Source organism: Bradyrhizobium sp. 195 (assembly GCF_023101665.1).
GTDB lineage: Bacteria > Pseudomonadota > Alphaproteobacteria > Rhizobiales > Xanthobacteraceae > Bradyrhizobium.
This window is the reverse complement of the sequence record NZ_CP082161.1, coordinates 1,542,101-1,560,293: the sequence shown is the minus strand read 5'-3', so window position 1 is coordinate 1,560,293 and position 18,193 is coordinate 1,542,101. Positions and strand designations below refer to the sequence as shown.

Here is an 18,193-nt window from a genome sequence, read left to right as displayed (position 1 = left end):
GCGTGCTTGCACGACATACTGCGGCGCGCTTTCTTCTGAGCGATGGCGGCTTGGCGAGAGCACCGGAGAAGTCTTGATAGGCGTTGAAATGCGCCGTACCACGACGCTAACAGTACATTAATCTGATTCCGTTCATCGCTCGGAGCAGGTACGTTGCCGCAAGGTTGAGGCACAACGTCTCCATGACTGACCACCTGCTGTGCAACGCATACAACTCTCGATAAGATCGCATCCGCAATCTGCGAACCGTACCCAGAATTGCAGGCGCGGTCCTCTCCAAAACCGTTATCTGTTCCTATCATTGCCACCTCGGTTTGCCTTCAGTTACTGGCAGCTTCGCCATAGACATCCAGCAACGCGCGTGCCAGCCGCACTCCAATTGCAAGGCTCAGGGCGCGACAAAACCTGGGTCAGCTTGGCGCTTTCTGCCGGCGGCTCTGCAGCGGCCGCGAGCTTTAGGATCGTACGGGACCAGCAACCGTGCGTTTACTTTTAGCCACTCACGATTGACCCCTTTTGATATCAGCGGCGTACACCGCTCGCCGGTATCAATGTTTACTTTGGCACTCATGTGCCAGACATCCGACACGGTCGGCAGGATCATTTCCCTGCGGAATTTACTGATCTCGCTCGTAACACTCGTAGCGCTTGGCTTGTGCCAGATTCCGCAAACGGCTTGCATATTGCTGACAACATGCTGATCGTTCCAGATGCCACAACGAATGCTTATCCAGACTTGGGCTAGCGGATCCCATGCGGAGGCAATGCAATGGAGCAGAGTCAACATCGTTTTTGCCACGAACCAGCGGTATGAATCGGTAGATAGTAAAGATCCGAATCGTCGTACGTGACTTACTTGTTGATGCGCCAATCATTAACGACCAACGCTAACCTGCCAAGGCGGTTGGCTCAAGAAGGCGTTTGAATCGATGTCTTTCCAAGATTCGAAACTAGCATTCCCGGTCAATCGGGCCCGGCGCGCAGGCGTTAAGCTCGGTTTGTCGTTTCTTGTGACGGCTGCATTCGCAAGATGCAGTCGCACAGCTGCTCTATGTCGCGAACGTCATGATCGGCCGTAATGCATACTCGAATCCCTGCCTTTCCTTGCGCCACTGTCGGGAAGAATGTCACCGAGGTATAGAATCCAGCATTGAGAACCTCTTTGGCAACTTCGATGGCTTTCGCCTCCGATCCAGTTGTGATCATTCTGATCGGAAGCGAATTGCCTCGCTCAACAGTCGGGATAAGATCGTCAAACATTTCTATTCGTCTCGCTAACCGTGTTTGCCGTTCGTTCAGTTCTGCGGAGCGATGGATTTTACAAGAGCCAAGCGCCGCCCCGACAGCCGCCAGATTTGGCGCGGCGGAGAACGCGTAGGCAATGCCATACCGGCGAAACAGAGCCTCCTGGTGCTTAGTTCCAAGCATCAACATTCCGCCAGAAGCACCGAATCCCTTCCCCAGGGAGGCTGCTATGATCGTACGCTCACCGAGCTCCTGAGGAAAGTGAGAGCGAGCAAATCCTTGTCCCTGGTCTCCAAACAATGAGATGCCGTGAGCATCGTCGATATAAAGAAACAGTCCATAGCGCTCCTGGAGCCGGCGCAAATCTTGGACAGGTGCATTGCCTCCCATGGAGTAGACGCCATCGCATACATAGGCAACGGCTGGATATTCACGGCACAGTTCCTCGAGCGCGTTGATGTCGTTGTGGGCGATCGTTTTCACCTGGGTTTCGTCAGCGACCACGGGCTTGTGATAGGCAAGCGATATGTGGGCTAAGCGATCGTACACGACGACAGGCTTCGTCCCCGACGTTAATTGGCCGGAAGCGAGGAGTGGCATTGCGCTTAAATTGGCCAGCATAACAGTTGAAAATGCCAGCACGCGAGCGCCGAACAACTCCGATAGGGTCTCCTCAAGCTCTACCAGAAGATCAAAATTAAGGCGAGTGCGCGCACATGACCAGTGTAGCGAATGATGCGCTTCGATGGCGTCGATGGCGCCCGCGACAACTGTCGGATGATTGTCGAGACCCAGATAGGAGCACCGCACAAAATCTACTATCTGCGGTCGATCATCAAGTGGTCCTGTACCAAGAGCAAAGACGCGCCGGATCGTAGAGCGTCCCTGTATACCCATGAGATCAGCCTCGTAGGCCGCATCGAAATAAGCCCGGCTCCGATCAATAACGTAGTGAGTATTGCGAAAGTTTCCGGCACGATAGTCGGAGACGCGGTGCTTCATCTGTTGTCCACTTTGGTTTGGGCCTGACATGCGTAGCGTCCGCAAAGGGCTGTGCGAGTGCATAGATGCGCATCTACAAAGCTGCCGGCTCTGCATGGTGCTTTAGCTGAAACACAATAGTCATGGGCAAGGGCGCCTTGACAGCTACCAGATTGAACAGGCGGGATAGAAAACTACACGAGTTGCTAGTCCTCGACATCTAACTTGCCCGCCGGACGAGCTTGGCAAAAGAATTACGAGAACGATTCCCTTGCGCTTGACGAGAGGACTCAGACACACGCGTCCCACCATGCATCGTCCGTGCTCGCTCATCGCCCCTGTCCCTAGGTTGCACCTGGAGAGCGGCGCTGGAAGGCGCCGCACCACAAAAGCAAATATTACTGAACTTTTGCATCGGTCAGCGAAACGTCCGCCAAAACACGATCACAGACGTAGCAACGTTAAGCTACGTCAGATCGGCAGCGGGCACACAAATCCGCTTTGTAGAGCGGGTCGCAACAACAATCGTAGAATGGATAGCTGTCGCGACGCCGCGCATGAGCGCGCAACTACAAAAGATTGTAGTTGCAGATACATTAATCGTCTGACACGCTCACGATTAGTGCTTGCAGAACGAGTGACGAATCTCAATCGTATGACTCTCTGAGATGCGCGAGCGGCCCGGGCCGATCACAACAATTGTCGATTGCTTCTAGGCGGCAGTAGCCACCTACTTCCCACTGTTCCAACAATGGGCAACGCTGCCTGAGCGATGCAACTCAGTTCAACAAGGCGCGAGGAGAAGCGATACATGATGGTGCAGACGGTGACAGGGCCGATCCCCGCGGAGCGCCTAGGTCGAACTCTGATGCATGAGCATCTTTTCATTGCCTTTCCCGGCGCCGCATTCGATCCGCTCGCCAAATTCGACTGCGCGGAATTTACTAAAGACGCGGTCCTGCGGCTGTTGAAATTGCGCTCCGAGCACGGCGTGCGCACCTTGGTCGACCCGTGTCCCATTGAACTAGGCCGCGACGTCACATTGATGAAGGAGATCTCCGAACAATCCGGCATGCAAATCGTCTGCACAACTGGTTTTTACTATGAGAAAATGGGGCTTCCAAGCTATTGGCGCGCACGTAGCGTTGATGAAATAGCCGAGCTTTACGTCAGCGAGATCACTAATGGGATCGGAGACACTGGTGTGAAGGCAGGCGCAATCAAGGTCTCAACGGGCGCGCCCACGATCGCAGAACAAGAAATGAGATTCGTCTCAGCCGCTTGCATCGCACAAAAAGCGACTGGCGTGCCGATCATTACCCACACCACAATGGGCTGTCAGGGACCGGAACAACAGCAGCTGTTCGCCGAAGCCGGCATTGCTGCCCGTCACTGTCTCATCGGCCATAGTTGCTGCAATGATGATCCGGCTTACCATCGCCGCATTGTAGACGCTGGCTCTTATATAGGTTTCGATCAAATCGGGATGTTCTACTATCGGACGGACGAGATACGCGCAGACAACTTGGTGAAGCTCGTGCGCGATGGCTTTCGCGCGCAGCTCATGATGAGTATGGACCGCTTCTGCGCCAGACTCGGCAAGTTCAGCTTCCATGCTACCCCGGAGTATACAGCAAAAGTTGAATACCTGAAGTCGCAAGGGCTCTACCAGGCCTACAGCTACATGTTCACCGACTTCATTCCGATGCTGCGCGCGCGGGGTGTGAGCCAGGCGGACATTGACTCGATCTTGGAGGACAACCCTCGCCGATTCTTTGCCGGCGACGAGATAGCCACGTAGTCAGGCACCAGATGATCCACCTGCGCGCGGCCGGCGCGACCGAGAGCCCAAATGAGCAGGCCGACATCCCTAATTGCCGGAGCGCCCCATCACTAAAGTTAGCCGCGCATGAGGGTGCGGTTCTTTCTCATTCGTGCTGGTCGATGTGGGTTGATCGGCGAGGCGGTTCGAGGATCATTGAGTTAGCAATGTGCCTAACGATTGATAGCGCAGACGCTATGACCCGCACCAGGACCATGCCGAGGCTGGCGCAAAGATCAACGCCAATTCAGCTCCTCCTCGTGGGGATGTGCTTTTTCGAGCGAGCGACGAAGGCCTTTATCGAGAATAGCTTAATCGGCCTCGTGATCGATAATGCGGACATTCGTCCACAGAACTCCGTCGCGCGATACCGATCTCCGTGCGCTAAATGCTCGGTCGACGACCGGCTGAAATCTACACTCTCACGCCACAGCCGCGGAGGACGATACGGCGCCTGGGCTATACTCGCCAACGTGACTGCGCCTGCAGGGTCGCGCGGACCCAAACGCATTCATGAACTGCCGCCTCGGGGCTCCCGCACGTTGAGCACAATCGCCATTCCAAACAATCGCTGGCTAACTGCCATTGGCGGCTGCGCCGGAGGCTCGTCGCCTCGAAGCTCAATTGCACAAGCTGTTACCACAGGGAGCCTTGATGTCGGTCGGCTTGATTGGGGACACAACATGATGAGTTGCTTTAGCGCCCGTAAACCGCTCGTTCGACGCTGGTGCCTCGAGGACCCAGGTGCCGGCGCGCAGGCCTGCCAAGTCGCTTCGGCACTCCATCATGATTGCCGGTCTGAGGCCGAGCTTGCCGCATAAATAGGCCGGGCTCATTTCTGATGGAATCCGCTTACTTTGGCGCTCCACCGAGGCACATTACGATTATAGGATATATACAATGTGGGCAAATCAAGTGGCTGTGGTCACAGGCGGTTCCAGGGGTATCGGACGAGCAATCGCGCTCTTGCTGGCTAGCCGGGGAGCTGCCGTGTGTGTAACCTATACAGAGCGTGCCGACGCGGCGGAATACGTTGCGACGGAGATTAGGGCTTCTGGTGGTCGGGTGATGGTCGTGTGCGCGGACGTGACAGATGTTGCATCGGTTCAGGCGACGATCGAGCAGACGGAGACGGAGCTCGGTCCGGTTACGATCCTCGTAAACAACGCCGGTGTGCTGTATCAGGCGACGCTCGACACCGTTGACTGCAACAAGTTTGACTCCATGCGTCGAGTCAATGCAGACGGCATTGTTCACACAACTCGCGCCGTAATGGCGAGCATGCGTGCAGGTCGATATGGCCGGATTATTAATATAACATCAGTCGCCGCGATTGGGTCAACGCTCGCCGGAAACGCGTTCTATGCTGCTACTAAAGCAGAGGCGCTGATTCTGACTCGGCGGTTCGCTATGGAGTTGGGGAGCCATGGTATTACCGTAAACGCCGTTGCGCCAGGCTTCATCCGCACAGACATGACGCGAGGACGAATTCACGGCCAACCATGGGATTCGATTGAGAAGCACGTCCGCGAGCGGACCATCTTAGGGCGGATTGGGGAGCCCGATGATGTTGCGAATGCCGTAGCTTTCTTGGCAGCTCCTGAGGCAGGCTGGCTGACAGCTCAGATGCTGGTCGTAGACGGCGGACGAATGGATTATCTTGGGTCGGGTTGACTTGGCGGCATGCGTGGATCCGAACGGCATTCCGATCACCGCCACAAGATGGAGAGACCAAATAAATTGCACGCCCTGTTAACTGTCAGTATACAACCAGTTACAAATCTTGCTGATAACGCGAGCTACCGATCGCGAGGCCCACCGGATAGATGCAGATCGAGCTTTATCGACGTTGAGTATGACTCGCAGCCTAAATCCCATGAGCTGCTCGTTAGCGCAGCATCATGGGATGAAAGCTCATTAATGGATTGAAGAGCTTTCTCGGATTCCGGCGGAACTCGATGTTGTAAGACGAGTTCGTGCGCATCTCTCTGAGGAAAAGCTGACCGAAGCAGTCGGTCATCTGGCAAATGCGCGAAAGGTATTTGTTTGTGGCAGGAGGACTACATTTACTCCAGCTTATACATTGGCATATGCCTTGCGAAAGGCGCGGCCAAACATGATCCTGTTAGATAGCCCGGGAGGAGCACCTGAAAGTGTTCTGGAGGACCTCTTGCCCGGCATGCGTTTGTGGCGGTAACCTTTGCGTCCTTCAATCGAGTGGTACATCGGCTCGCGGAGCAGGCGGCGCAATCGGGGGTACCGATAGCTTCGCTGCGCCTGTGAGTGAGCTTGAGGGCCTGCATTTTGTCGCACAAACGTAAGCGTCGTTTTCAGGCCACGGCTTTGAAGTCTTGACGGTGGTAGGCCAGGGAAGCAACTGGTCGATCTCGCTGTTCGGATGGCTGTTGACGATCCTGGTGAGGACGTCGGTGAGGTAAGCGAGTGGGTCGACGTCGTTCAGCTTGCACGTTTCGATCAGAGACGAGATAGCGGCCCAATGCTCGGCGCCACCGTCGGAGCCCGCGAACAGCGCATTTTTCCGATTGAGCGCGATCGGACGGATCGAGCGTTCGAAGGCATTGTTGTCGAGCTCGATACGGCCATCATCGATGAAGCGCGTCAGTCCCTCCCAGCGCGAGAGAGCATAGCGGATAGCCTCCGCAAGCTTGCCCTTCTGGCTGATCAGACCGAGTTTTGCGCGCAGCCACTGCTCGAATGCGTTGGCGAGTGGCTGGCTTTTCTGCTGCCGGATGAGACGCCGCTCCTCGGCGCTGCGACCACGGATGTCCTTCTCGATGGCGTAAAACTCGGCAATGCGCTTGAGCGCCTCGCTCGCAATGGGCGCCGGGCCAGGGGTGGCAAGTTCATAGAAGTTGCGCCGCATGTGCGCCGTACGCATGCGACGAAGGCCGCCCGATTGACACATGCGCGCGGGGGCCGGGTCGGCTATGATGGCGCTGCGTGAAGGTTAGGCAGCTTGCTGATCGTTGGGTTCGTCGGCTTGGCGCGGGAGCTTCCATTTCCAGGGCAGCAGTTCGTGCAGACGCGACGCGGGAAGATCGGCGATACGGGCGACGATATCGGCGAGCCAGGCCTTGGGATCGACGTCGTTGAGGCGACAGGTCGTGATCATCGTCAGCATGATGGCGGCACGGTCGGCGCCACGCTGGCTGCCGGCGAAGGTCCAGTTGCGCCTTCCCAAGGCGATGCCTCTCAATGCGCGCTCAGCACAATTGTTGGTCAAGCAGATCCTGCCATCGTCGAGGAAGCGGGCAAAGTCGGCCCAGCGCCTGAGCATGTAATTCATGGGCTTCAGGACCTCGGAGGAGCGCGAGAGGGTTTCGCGCACACGCAGCAACCAGGCGTGCATGTCCTCGAGCAGCGGCTTGCTCTTTTCCTGGCGCATGGCGCGCCGCTCGTCGGCGCCGCAGCCGTTGATGGCGCGCTCGATCTCGAACAACGCATCGAGGCGTCTGACCGCCTCCAGCGCGATCGGAGAGACCGGTTTGCCCTTCTTACCTTCCCGGGCATTTTTCTCGATGTCAGCCAGCTCGAAGAAGCCCCGCCGCGCATGGGCCAGGCAAAACGCCGGTGTGATCGGCATCGCTTTCTTTTGCGGGTCGAACAGCGGCTCGAAGCCGTTGTAGCAATCGGCTTGCAGGATGCCGGCGAAGGCGGCCAGATGCTTCTGGGGGTGCTCGCCTCGACGGTCGCTCGAGGCGTAATAGACCGCCGCCGGCGGCGCACGCCCGGCGAAGGGCCGGTCATCCCGCACATATGTCCAGATCCGCCCGGTCTTGCACTTGCCCTTCGCCAGGATACGGATGGTGGTGTCGTCGCCATGCAGGCGCTCGGCAGCCAGTACATGGCGTTCGATCAAGTAGAAGAGCGGCATGACAGCGAAGGTCCCGTGGCCGACCTGGTCGGCCAGCGTCGACAACGGCAGGTCGATCCCCTCGGCCTTGAAGCGTGCACTCTGGCGGTTGAGCGGGATATGCATGCCAAACTTGTCGAACAGGATCGTCGCTAGCAATTGTGGGCCGATGAAGCCGCGCGGTGTGGCATGGAACGGCGCGGGCGGCTGGCTGATCTTCTCGCAATCGCGACAGGTGAACTTCTCGCGCACGGTCTCGATCAGCTTGAAGCGGCGCGGGATCTCCTCCAGCGTCTTGGTCACATCTTCACCGATCTTCGCCAGCCGCGATCCACCGCAGCAGGCACAGCTCGTTGGAGCCTCAATGACGACGCGCTCGCGTTCGATGTCATCCGGCCATGGCTTGCGTACCGGCCGCTTGCGCATGAAGGGGCGGACGTTCTGCGTCTTCGCCGCTGCGGCCTGCGCGGCAAGCTCATCCTCGCTCGCCGTGGTGACGAGTTCTTCGAGCTCCAACTCCAGCTGCTCGAGCAGCCGTGCCGTGCGCTCGGAGCGCGGCCCGTACAGTTCGCGTTTGAGCTTCTCGATCCGCAGCTCGAGATGCGCGATCAGCGCCTCGTTGTCCGACAGCTCCGCCCGCGCACTGGCAGCCACCGCCTCGGCTCGCAGCCGGGCCTCACGCTCGGCCTGCAGCGCTGCCAGGGCACTGACAAGATCCGATGGAAGGTCGTCCGGCTTCGATATCATGAAGCTATTGAATCAGATCAAGCAGCAGATTCAAACCCAAAACGGCTATCCGACCCGCGCCGGACGCTGGGTTTCTTGAGGGTTGCGCCAATCGATCCCGGACAACAGGTAACTCATCTGCGCCGCGAGATCGTCACTGCATCGCCCGCAACCGAAGGCCAGATGAACCGCCCTCTCTCCAGTCTTTTGGTGAACAGGCATGCTCCCTGGCCATCGTGCCAGATCACCTTCACAAGATCGCTTCGGCGACCGCGGAAGACAAACAGATGACCGCTGAGCGGGTCCTTGCGCAGCACCTCCTGGACCTGGAGTGCCAGCGACGGAAAGCCTCGGCGCATGTCCGTGTAGCCTGTCGCAAGCCACACTCGTGCGCCCGTCGGAACCGGGATCATCGGCGTACCAAAGCATCGAGGACGCGACGTAGTGCGCCTCCATCAACGTCGCCATCGACCCGGATGCGGTGCCCGCTACCAAGATCTATCTCGATAATGCCCAGGCTCTTCCGTCGACGCGCCGCCGTCGTCGTCAGCGGCGCTTCGGCCACCTCCCGCGGCGGCACAGACGGCCCAATCTCGACCGGCACGAACGGCGCTATACTCGCTTCACCGTGCTTGCAAAGCTCTTTGCGCCACCTGAACAGCTGGCTTACATGAAGGCCAGCCATGCGAGCCACCTCGGAAACACTGGCTCCGGGCTCGAGCGATGCTGCAACAAGCTGTTCCTTCTCATCCTGCGACCACCGGCGCCGCCGCTCGACCGATGTGATCACCTCCGCCCTCGAAATCGTCATAGCGCTTCTCCTAGGATTACCCCTAGGACCTGCAGCGTTCGCGTCCGTCAAACAAGGCGGCCCTCAACGGAGGAATACTGTGCGCCCAGCAGAACGCCAGCTGGACGTCGCCGCGCTCGGCGAGCTTGCGGTAGCCGGCATAGCCGTCGACCTGCAGGATCCCCTTGAAGCCGTCGAGATGAGCGATCGGCCGCTCGGCCTTGCGGTCGGGTGCATAGACATAGACGACGCCCGGTGGATCGGCGCCGCCCCATGGCCGGTCGTCAGCGGCATAGGCCCAGAGCTGGCCGGTCTTGGTGCGGCCGCGGCCGGGATCGAGCACCGGCATCGTCGTCTCGTCGGCAAACAGTTTTGATCTCTGCCTGAGCTTGCCGAGCAGACGCTCGTGCAGCGGACGCAGGTGCCAGGCGGCATGGCCGACCCAGTCCGCCAACGTCGAACGATCGAGATCGATGCCCTGGCGGGCGTAAATCTGGGCCTGCCGGTACAGCGGCAGATGATCGGCATATTTGGATACCAGCACTTGGGCGATAGTGGCCTCGGTCGGCAATCCGCCCTCGATCAGCCGGGCCGGAGCAGGCGCCTGCACGACACCGTCTTCGCACGATCGGCAGGCGTATTTGGGCCGCCGGATGACGAGCACCCGGAACTGCGCCGGCACCATGTCCAGCCGCTCGCTTCTATCCTCGCCGATCCGATGCAGTTCGCCTTTGCAACAGGGGCATGTCCTGTCGTCGACATCGACGACGACCTCGATCCTCGGCAAATGCTGCGGCAGTGCTCCACGATTAATGCGGCGCTTGCGAGCCCGCGCCGCGCGGGCATCAGGCGCGCTTTCGTCCTGCTCTGCCTCACCGGATGCTCCGACCTGCTCGACGTCTTCCAGACCCAGCAGCATCTGCTCCTCGGGCAGCGTCTCGGCCCGGCGGCCAAAGCGATGTCGCTGCAGCTCCTTGATGATCTGACGCAGCCGTTCGCTCTCGCAGCGCTCGGCGAGCAGCATCGCTTTCAGCGTCTGAAGGTCATCAGGCAGGGCGTCGCTCGGCACCAACAAATCAGATCATATTCGCCGGAACTTTGCGACGATCTCGACCGCCCTGATTCACTTCGCCGCAGTGCTGCCAACAGCTATCCGGGCTGCGTTGGCTTTGCCGTCTCCCGTGCCTCATGGACACGCCGCCAGTCGATCACGCCGTCTTCGATCTTCGGCCAGCGGAAGATGCCGTCCTCCAAGCGCTTCGCAAACAGGCACAGACCCGTTCCATCCCAGAAGATCAGCTTGATCCGGTCCGCGCGTTTGGCTCGGAACACATAGACCGTGCCCCGAGAACGGATCGGCCAGCATACGCTCGCGCATCAGTGTGGCTAACCCTTCGGCGCCCTTGCGGAAGTCGACCGGCTTGGTCGCCACCATCACCCGAACCGGACCCGTTGGGCCGATCAACGGCTCGCCTTCAGCGCCCGGACGATGGCTGCGATCGTGTTGGCGTCCGCGCCGCGGCTGGCCCGGATCGTCACCCCGTCGACCTCAACTTCGATCATTCCGACATCGGCCTCGGACTTGCATCGCGGTGCTTTGCGCCGCCGGCGAAGCGCGGGCGTCGATGCGTCCACATCGACCACCGCCGGCACAAACTGCAATTCTTCCGCTTCAGATTGCCTGGCCGCAGCTTCTCTCAGTAGACGGCGCCAGCCAAACAATTGCTGCGGCGACAGACCATGGCGCCGAGCCACGGCACAGACTGACTCCCCACTCGTCTCGATCTCCGCGACAATCCGTGCCTTGTCCTCGTCGCTCCACTTCCGCCGCCGACCAGCTCCAGTGAAGACTTCCAGCCGCCGGACCGGCTCCATGATAGCACTATGCACTGTGTCCATTCTAACCCAACGGTCAAAACCAAACCGCAGACTCGCAGATCAGCACGTCATCCGGAAGGTGGCCGCAAAACATCGCTTACGCACAAACATCCGGGCAGGCATTTCCAGAATCGGCCCTCGGGGCCATTGCAATAGCCTACCTTCTCGCGGCCCCGCGGCCGCGGTTTCGCGAAAATCGGCAGCAAAAGCTAAAACAAATCGTTAGCCCAGCCCGCGGAGTCCTTCGCCATTTGCCTACCCACTGCAGCCGGTCGAATTTTGACGTCTCCTGACAATCGTCCGCCTTGGTGAGCCTTCGCAAATCAGGATTCGCGAAAACGAGCGTTTCTTGCACGTATCTGGCGAATATCTCCTCTCTGGAAAACTTACTAAACGTCAGCCTCTGGATCAAATGATCTGGTGAGCCGGCCGGTTCAGTTAAATGACAAGCTGATCGCGTTCGCGAAGCATTGGGGCTTCCGTCCTCGCGCCTGCGTGCCGTATCGGGCGCGCACAAAGGGTAAGACGGAGAATGGCGTCGCTGCGTGAAGAAGAACGCGATCGCGGGGCATTCCTTTCGAGCTGGGAGGCATTCGAGGCGCATCTCGCCGAGTGGGAGCGTGAGGTTGCGAACGTGCGTATCCACGGCACGACCGGCGAGGCGCGTCGTCCGCTTTGAGCGTGACGAGGCGCACCGATTGAAGCTGCTCGGCGGGCGGCCGTCGTTCGGATCGTTGCCCTCTCACTGCAACCCGTGAAGCTCTTTATGAGTTTGCTGCCTAACCAAGCGCGAATCTCAACCGCGACCGCAAGACTCGCCGACGGCGATGTCGATGCCGTAATCGTGCGACGGTTTTCTTCGCGATCGGCTTCTTCTTGGCCTTCATGATGTTGGGCAGCGAGGCGTAGCGCGGCTCCTTGAGAAGCAGGTCGGCGATCACCATCGCGGTCCCTTCAGCTTCATGGTCTGCAGGCCGCCACCGACCTCGCGGGTGACCTTGAAATCGCCGCCCAAGCTGATCGAAACCCCATTCAGATGCTCGTGATGGTGAGATTCGAGCGGGAGCGTTCAGATCTACTGACAGACTCAAGAAGGCCATCAAATCGTCCGTCGAAATTGTCAAAGGATTTTACCTGACGGACGAGGTCGAGTCCGTCCTCTGCATCATAGCGCGTAGCATGGAGGGCTATGAGAAGTTCACGCATCGCTCCTTCAATGCGAACTCGGACATCAAGACTACCACAACTATGGTCATTGTAGACCGCGTGAAGGTTGGCTTTGCCGTTCCCATTGAAACTCCATCGGAGGATTGATCTCGTCGCTTGCGCTGCAGCTCTATCCTTTTGCGCGTTTTTTCATCGCGATCTCGTAAAGAACGCGGGAAACCGCACTGTCGCTCCGTCTAGGAGCTTGTCTCGGTAATGGACTTTGGATCAAGCGAATTGCGTTCTGAGCGATTTTTTGGAAGAGGCAAGTCTCTCCTCAGAGTGCGGCTACGAGTTTTGCGAGGTTGTGGGCGGTGCAGATCATGGGCCCATTCGGCTTTGACCTTGTCTATGCTGCGCAGGAGGAACTGGCGGAAGCCTCTTGCCTGCTTGATCTGGCCGAAGAAGGGCTCGACGATCTGTTTTCGCAATCGATACCGGCTTCGATAGCCTGCGCGCTTGAGCTTCGTGCTCATTTGAGCGTGCCAGATTTGAGTTTCCTTTTCGTCGTGGCCGCCTTGGTGCCGTGCTTTTGCCGTCCGGTGGCGACGTAGCCCTCGATCCGGCGTCGGATGAGCGTGCGAAGATTGGATTGCGAGCAATAGCCCGCATCGGCCGACGCTTCGTCCGGGTTCTTCCCGAGATTGGCTTTTATGGCATCGAGCAATGGCGCAAGCTGCGCGTTGGACTTCCGCTGCAAGCCTCGGCTCGGCCTCTTTCATCCGGCCATAGCTCATCGCTTTGTTGATCCCGGCATTGGCCTTGATCTTGGTGCCGTCGAGCGCCACATGGCCAAGCTTCACAAGGCCGGCCTCCCGGCACAGCGTCAAGACTTGCCGGAACAGGCCCGATAACGCTGCGAGATGGCGTTTGCGGAACTCGCTGATCGTGCGGAAGTCTGGAGGTCGCTTCCCCGTTACCGCCGCAAAATCCAGTCGCTCCTCGCAGCCCGCGCGATCTTGCGCGACGAGTAAACGCATAAAGCAGCAGCGCCACCATCATGCCAGGATGATAAGGAAAGCCGCGCTCCTCGTCGTAGACATCCATGATCGCCGACAGGTCCAAACCGGTGCGAACCGTATCACGGACAAAGTGCGCCACGTGCCCTGAAGGCACCAAAATCCTGGATCGACGGCGGCGGCAGCCAAACCTGATCAACGTCCCACGGACGAAATGTCTTGCTCATCCATCGTTTGAATCACGATGCTTGTGCTTCGTCGAGAAAAATCAGATTACTCAGACAGGCTTCTAGGGTATAACTGCTCGGCAGTAGCGGCTTCGCTGCTACCGATTTTCACGATATGCCATGTTGATTGGTCGGGCCAGCGGCAGCAATTCCGAACGAGATTACAGCCGAACAGGATATGCCACAGCCAGCCGCCGTCAACTTTGCTCAAGCGCTGGGCATCGTCACACCCTATCCAAGATGATGATGCCTGTTTCGAGAAGGCCAGCACGGTGGGCAAGGTGTTTGGTGCTCACTTTCGGAACAGCAGAGGCTGTTCATCGCGGACGGAGTGGCAAGCGCCGAAGAACCAGGATGCCTCAAGATATTAGCAGATCTCGTAACCCCTTGAAATGCGAACTGAGCTATGGGTGCGAAATTGAAAGACCGCTTGCGCGGTTGCTAGTGAGCAATTTGCAGAGAGTATCACTGACCTGGGCCGAAACGCAGCAACTCTACTCGGTTCGGAGGCCGATGTGACCGATCGAATCGAGCCCCAGACGTTCAGCGCCGATGGCATAACCGCTCCGCTTCGCTATGCGGCCTTCAGGCGAATATGGCTTGCCGGCCTGCTTGCCAATCTCGGCTTTCTGATCCAGGGAGTCGGTGCAGCGTGGACGATGACGCAAATGACATCGTCGGCGGGCAAAGTTGCGCTGGTGCAGACGGCACTTTCGTTGCCTGTTATGCTGATTTCAATGCCGGCTGGCGCTATTGCAGATATGCATGATCGCCGCATCGTTATACTAATTGCGCTCTCCATTGAGCTCTGTGGCGCAATCGCGCTAATCGTTCTTGATTGGACGCGTCTCACCACGCCGGAGCTGTTGCTTGTCTTGTGCTTTATGTTCGGCAGCGGCGTGGCATTGAGGGGACCTGCCTGGCAATCCTCTGTCAGCGAGCAGGTGTCGGCCGATACGCTGCCCGCGGCCATTGCGCTCAACGGCATCAGCTACAACATCGCGCGCAGCGTCGGACCTGCGATCGGCGGCATTGTGGTTGCAATGGCTGGAGCAGTCGCAGCGTTTTCGCTCAACGCGTTGCTCTATCTGCCGCTGATTGCGGCGCTGTTCCTCTGGAAACGTGTGATCGAGCCGTCGCGGTTGCCGCGCGAGCAGCTGAGCCGGGCCATTGTCTCGGGTGTGCGCTACATTACCAATTCGCCGTCTATCAAGGTTGTGCTAACGCGCACCATGGTAACTGGCGTCATCGGTGGTTCGGTTCCGTCGCTCATGCCGCTGGTTGCGCGCGACCTCTTGCATGGGGGTCCGCAGACTTACGGTATCATGCTCGGCGCGTTTGGCGTCGGGGCCGTAATCGGAGCCCTTTTTATCAGCGAAGTACGAAAGCGCATGAACGGCGAAGCCGCTGTGCGTGCCTGCACCCTCTCTATGGCGGGCGCGACTGCAACGCTGGCACTGAGCCACGAGCCGCTTCTAAGCGCGGCCGCATTGGTTTTAGCTGGCGCGGTGTGGGTCATAGCGGTGACGCTGCTCAATATTGCCATACAGCTATCCGCGCCGCGTTGGGTCGCGGGCCGTGCGCTTGCGGCCTACCAAGCTGCGGGTTCAGGCGGCGTAGCAATCGGCAGCTGGGGCTGGGGTCGCCTGACCGATGTCGCTGGCGTCGAGACTGCGCTTCTGGTTTCCTCCGCGCTCATGCTGCTCTCCCCGCTTATTGGGCTCTGGTTGGGTATGCCGCGCATCGACGGAAGCGGCGAGGACGGAGAGGCATTGGCGGATCCCGAAGTACGGCTCGGGCTCACCGGTCGCAGTGGGCCGCTTGTTGTCGAGATCGAATATCGTGTCGCGCAGGAGAACGCGCGCCCATTTCACAACATAATGCAGGAGGTTCAGCTCTTACGCCAACGTAACGGCGCTTACGGCTGGTCGATTGCGCGAGACATCGCCAATCCCGAACTGTGGACCGAGCGTTATCACTGTCCGACGTGGCTCGACTATTTGCGCCAACGCAACCGCTCGACCCAGTCAGAACGCGTGCTTGATCAGCAAGCGGCGGCTTTCCACATTGGCGCTGAGCCTGTGCGAGTTCGCCGGATGTTGGAGCGCCCGTTCGGATCGGTGCGATGGAGGGATGACGTGCCGGGCCGCGCCGCGGACGAGCTCGTGCCCGGTGGCTACAATAGCGGCCGTAAACCTTAGCAAAGCCTCGCTACGCTAGTCTCAACACCAGCGATTTAATGCTCCTGTTCAAGAGTACGTTGCACACGCAAGCTTGTCAGCAGCAAGAAACAAGGGCGGTCGGTGGACGGCTTTCGTAAGCTGCGAGCGCGTCGTCTAGCCGACGATTGTCGCAGATGCCCTAGACTAGCTCAGCTCTTCCTTGCTACCGGGAATGGGTCGCTCAACCTTCCTCGCCCACACGTAGTTCAGACTCCGCAGTCCCCCTTGTCAGCGAGTCCACGCGCCCTAGGAACCTCCCGAAATCCGGCCGCAGCTTGTTGATCGGTGAACACTCCAGATCGAGACTCGTGCTCAAGCTTGATGTGGATCGAGGAATTGGTCCACACCACCTGGGACCAACTCGCGAGACTTGCTGCGCATGGAGCGGTCTGGAAGAGCTCCCGAATTAAGCGTGCGGCGTGGTTCCGCCGGAAACTGATGAACCCCATCCCGGTGAAGGGCTTACGTCGTCTGGGGCTTCGGAGCCGTGAGCTGAGGCTGTAGCCTCGACCGCCACCATGTGCCGTAAAGGGCGACCAGCCATAGCAGGGGAAGAACTACTAGCAGCGAGGCCACCGCGGCGATCGTCGGGTCGATGTCGTGGCGCATGTTTTCCCACATTTTCAGCGGTAGGGTGCGGATCGAGAGGCCGCTGACGAGTGATGTTTTGACGACCTCGTCGAAAGAGTGGATGAATGCGAACACCGCCCCGCCTATGACTCCAGGCCAGATCATGGGCAGCGTCACCCTCGCGAACGTCCGCAGTGGACCGGCCTGCATGCTCTTTGCCGCCAGCTCCAGCCGCTGGTCGAAATTCGCCAGAGTCGCCGAAACGATCACAACGACGTAGCTGATGGCACCTATGCTATGCGTCATCACGATGCCGGTCATCGTTCCGGTCAGTCCGAGATTGAGCAGACCTAGATAGGCTGCGATACCGACGACGATACTCGGGAAGGTGATCGGTGCCAGCAGAATCATCGTCAGGAAAGCGCGCAGCCGTGGACGAGTCCGGCTGAGGCCGAAGGCCGCGAGCGTACCGACCCCCGTAGATAGGATAACGACCGCAACACCGATTTCGACGCTGGTCAATGCGGCGTCCGTCCAGGAAGGGTCGCCAAAGAAGGACCGGTACCATCGCAGTGAAAGTACGAACGGCGGAAATTGCAGATAGTTCCCGGCGCTGAAGGACATGATGATGACGACGAGCCCCGGAAACAGCAGATAGAACATGACGAGCACCACGAAAACGGTACCGAGCATCGACGACCAGCGGCTGTCTCCACCCGCCTTGTAGAGGGTGCTCGTCCAGCGTTTCGCCCGATAGGGAATAGCGCGCTCATTGAGATAGTGTGCAAGTGCGCCGAATAAGCCTCGTGGAGTCCACCAGGACTTCCGAAAGGGTCGCTCCCCGCGGCCCGGCGTACCAGAAAGATCCACCCCCAGAACAGAGAGCATGACCGCGGCTATGCCCAAAAGGATGAAGGCTGACGTGGCAGTACGTGCCATGTTGAAGGAGCTCTGAACCTCCGAGGCGATGAAGGTCGATAGCATAGCATCGCGTAGCCCGCCGAGGGCGGCTGGCGTAATGTAAAAGCCCAAGCAGAGTACGAACACTAGAAGCGATCCGCTGCGCACGCCCGGCAGGCTGAGCGGAAAAAACACGCGCCAGAAAGCAGAAAAGGGGTGCGCACCCATGCTGCGGGCGGCGGCCACCAGTGACTTGTCAATGCTCTGCATGACGCTGATCAGCGGCAGAATCATTACCGGCAGCATGATGTGCACCATGCCGATATAAACCGCGCCGCGGTTGTAGATGAGCGAGAGCGGAGTGGAGATCAGCCCCAGATCGAGCAACAGGTTGTTAATGAGGCCGCGGTCGCCGAGGATCACGATCCATACATAGGTGCGCGCTAAGGCGCTGGTTAGATATGGGATAATCACCAACACCACCAGTGCCATGCGCACGCGTTTCGAGGCGGAGGTGATCAGATAGGCTGTTGGATAGCCGATAATGAGGCAGATGGCCGTTGCTACCACGCTGACTTCGACAGTCTGGAAGAGCACGCGGACATTTGCTTGCTGCGCAAGAAACGCTTGATAATTGGCGAGCGAAAAGGCCGGAGCATTCAGGCTGCTTAGGAAGAGCAGAACCGTTGGTATTCCCACTACGACCAGCAAAATCGAGAAGGCCGGGACAGTGAGCACGATTGGCATTCGGGCAAGTTTCTGAAGCGACTGCATTCGCCATACTCCCTCAGCG

Annotated in this window: 12 protein-coding genes and 5 pseudogenes; 5 read left to right on the top strand and 12 right to left on the bottom strand. The window is 58.8% G+C overall.

What is annotated here, in order from left to right; translation table 11 throughout:
* Positions 1-388: 388 nt before the first annotated feature.
* Positions 389-787 carry a hypothetical protein gene (locus tag IVB26_RS07285; RefSeq protein ID WP_247971110.1) on the bottom strand — a complete coding sequence of 133 codons (399 nt, stop codon included), beginning with the start codon at positions 785-787 and terminating at the stop codon, positions 389-391.
* A gap of 200 nt (positions 788-987) precedes the next feature.
* Positions 988-2,247, bottom strand: coding sequence for an 8-amino-7-oxononanoate synthase family protein (locus IVB26_RS07280; RefSeq protein ID WP_247971109.1), 1,260 nt, complete (start codon positions 2,245-2,247; stop codon positions 988-990).
* A 790-nt stretch (positions 2,248-3,037) separates the two neighbouring features.
* Here IVB26_RS07280 and IVB26_RS07275 point away from each other — a divergent pair.
* A complete protein-coding gene (locus IVB26_RS07275) occupies positions 3,038-4,027 on the top strand; it encodes a phosphotriesterase family protein (protein WP_247971108.1) in 990 nt (329 codons plus the stop codon).
* Positions 4,028-4,948: 921 nt separating this feature from the next.
* Complete coding sequence (locus IVB26_RS07270) at positions 4,949-5,722, top strand: SDR family NAD(P)-dependent oxidoreductase (protein WP_247971107.1); 774 nt, start codon at positions 4,949-4,951, stop codon at positions 5,720-5,722.
* A gap of 691 nt (positions 5,723-6,413) precedes the next feature.
* On the opposite strand, the pseudogene tnpC (IVB26_RS07265) reads toward IVB26_RS07270, so the two are convergent.
* The 7 genes and pseudogenes from tnpC (IVB26_RS07265) to tnpA (IVB26_RS07235) form a co-directional block, all read right to left on the bottom strand.
* A pseudogene (gene tnpC / locus IVB26_RS07265) lies at positions 6,414-6,938 on the bottom strand (IS66 family transposase); the annotation flags it as partial.
* Between the two features lie 78 nt (positions 6,939-7,016).
* Complete coding sequence (gene tnpC, locus IVB26_RS07260; protein ID WP_247971106.1) at positions 7,017-8,669, bottom strand: IS66 family transposase; 1,653 nt, start codon at positions 8,667-8,669, stop codon at positions 7,017-7,019.
* Between the two features lie 113 nt (positions 8,670-8,782).
* Positions 8,783-9,007, bottom strand: coding sequence for an IS66 family insertion sequence element accessory protein TnpB (tnpB, locus tag IVB26_RS43155; RefSeq protein WP_346732884.1), 225 nt, complete (start codon positions 9,005-9,007; stop codon positions 8,783-8,785).
* A 50-nt stretch (positions 9,008-9,057) separates the two neighbouring features.
* Entirely contained in the window at positions 9,058-9,459 is a 402-nt protein-coding gene (gene tnpA, locus IVB26_RS07250) for an IS66-like element accessory protein TnpA (protein ID WP_247971105.1), read from the bottom strand.
* Positions 9,460-9,538: 79 nt separating this feature from the next.
* A pseudogene (gene tnpC / locus IVB26_RS07245) lies at positions 9,539-10,462 on the bottom strand (IS66 family transposase); the annotation flags it as partial.
* A 125-nt stretch (positions 10,463-10,587) separates the two neighbouring features.
* Positions 10,588-10,903: pseudogene (gene tnpB, locus IVB26_RS43440) on the bottom strand (IS66 family insertion sequence element accessory protein TnpB).
* On the bottom strand, positions 10,900-11,313 hold the full coding sequence (gene tnpA, locus IVB26_RS07235) for an IS66-like element accessory protein TnpA (RefSeq protein WP_247971104.1): 414 nt from the start codon (positions 11,311-11,313) through the stop codon (positions 10,900-10,902). Before tnpA (IVB26_RS07235) ends, tnpB (IVB26_RS43440) begins: the two are co-directional and overlap by 4 nt.
* A gap of 535 nt (positions 11,314-11,848) precedes the next feature.
* Between tnpA (IVB26_RS07235) and IVB26_RS07230 the strand changes: the two genes are divergently transcribed.
* Positions 11,849-11,995 carry a hypothetical protein gene (locus IVB26_RS07230; RefSeq protein ID WP_247971103.1) on the top strand — a complete coding sequence of 49 codons (147 nt, stop codon included), beginning with the start codon at positions 11,849-11,851 and terminating at the stop codon, positions 11,993-11,995.
* Between the two features lie 147 nt (positions 11,996-12,142).
* Here the strand turns inward: IVB26_RS07230 and IVB26_RS07225 are convergent.
* Positions 12,143-12,328 (bottom strand): annotated as a pseudogene (locus IVB26_RS07225) (electron transfer flavoprotein subunit beta/FixA family protein); the annotation flags it as partial.
* 41 nt (positions 12,329-12,369) lie between these two features.
* Between IVB26_RS07225 and IVB26_RS07220 the strand changes: the two are divergent.
* Positions 12,370-12,630 carry an Lrp/AsnC ligand binding domain-containing protein gene (locus IVB26_RS07220; RefSeq protein WP_346732883.1) on the top strand — a complete coding sequence of 87 codons (261 nt, stop codon included), beginning with the start codon at positions 12,370-12,372 and terminating at the stop codon, positions 12,628-12,630.
* Positions 12,631-12,799: 169 nt separating this feature from the next.
* Here IVB26_RS07220 and IVB26_RS07215 read toward each other — a convergent pair.
* Positions 12,800-13,708 (bottom strand): annotated as a pseudogene (locus tag IVB26_RS07215) (transposase).
* Positions 13,709-14,223: 515 nt separating this feature from the next.
* Here IVB26_RS07215 and IVB26_RS07210 point away from each other — a divergent pair.
* Positions 14,224-15,909, top strand: a complete 1,686-nt coding sequence (locus IVB26_RS07210; RefSeq protein WP_247971102.1) for an MFS transporter — start codon at positions 14,224-14,226, stop codon at positions 15,907-15,909.
* A gap of 483 nt (positions 15,910-16,392) precedes the next feature.
* Here the strand turns inward: IVB26_RS07210 and IVB26_RS07205 are convergent, their stop codons facing one another.
* Positions 16,393-18,174, bottom strand: coding sequence for an ABC transporter permease subunit (locus IVB26_RS07205; RefSeq protein ID WP_247971101.1), 1,782 nt, complete (start codon positions 18,172-18,174; stop codon positions 16,393-16,395).
* Between the last annotated feature and the right edge of the window lie 19 nt (positions 18,175-18,193).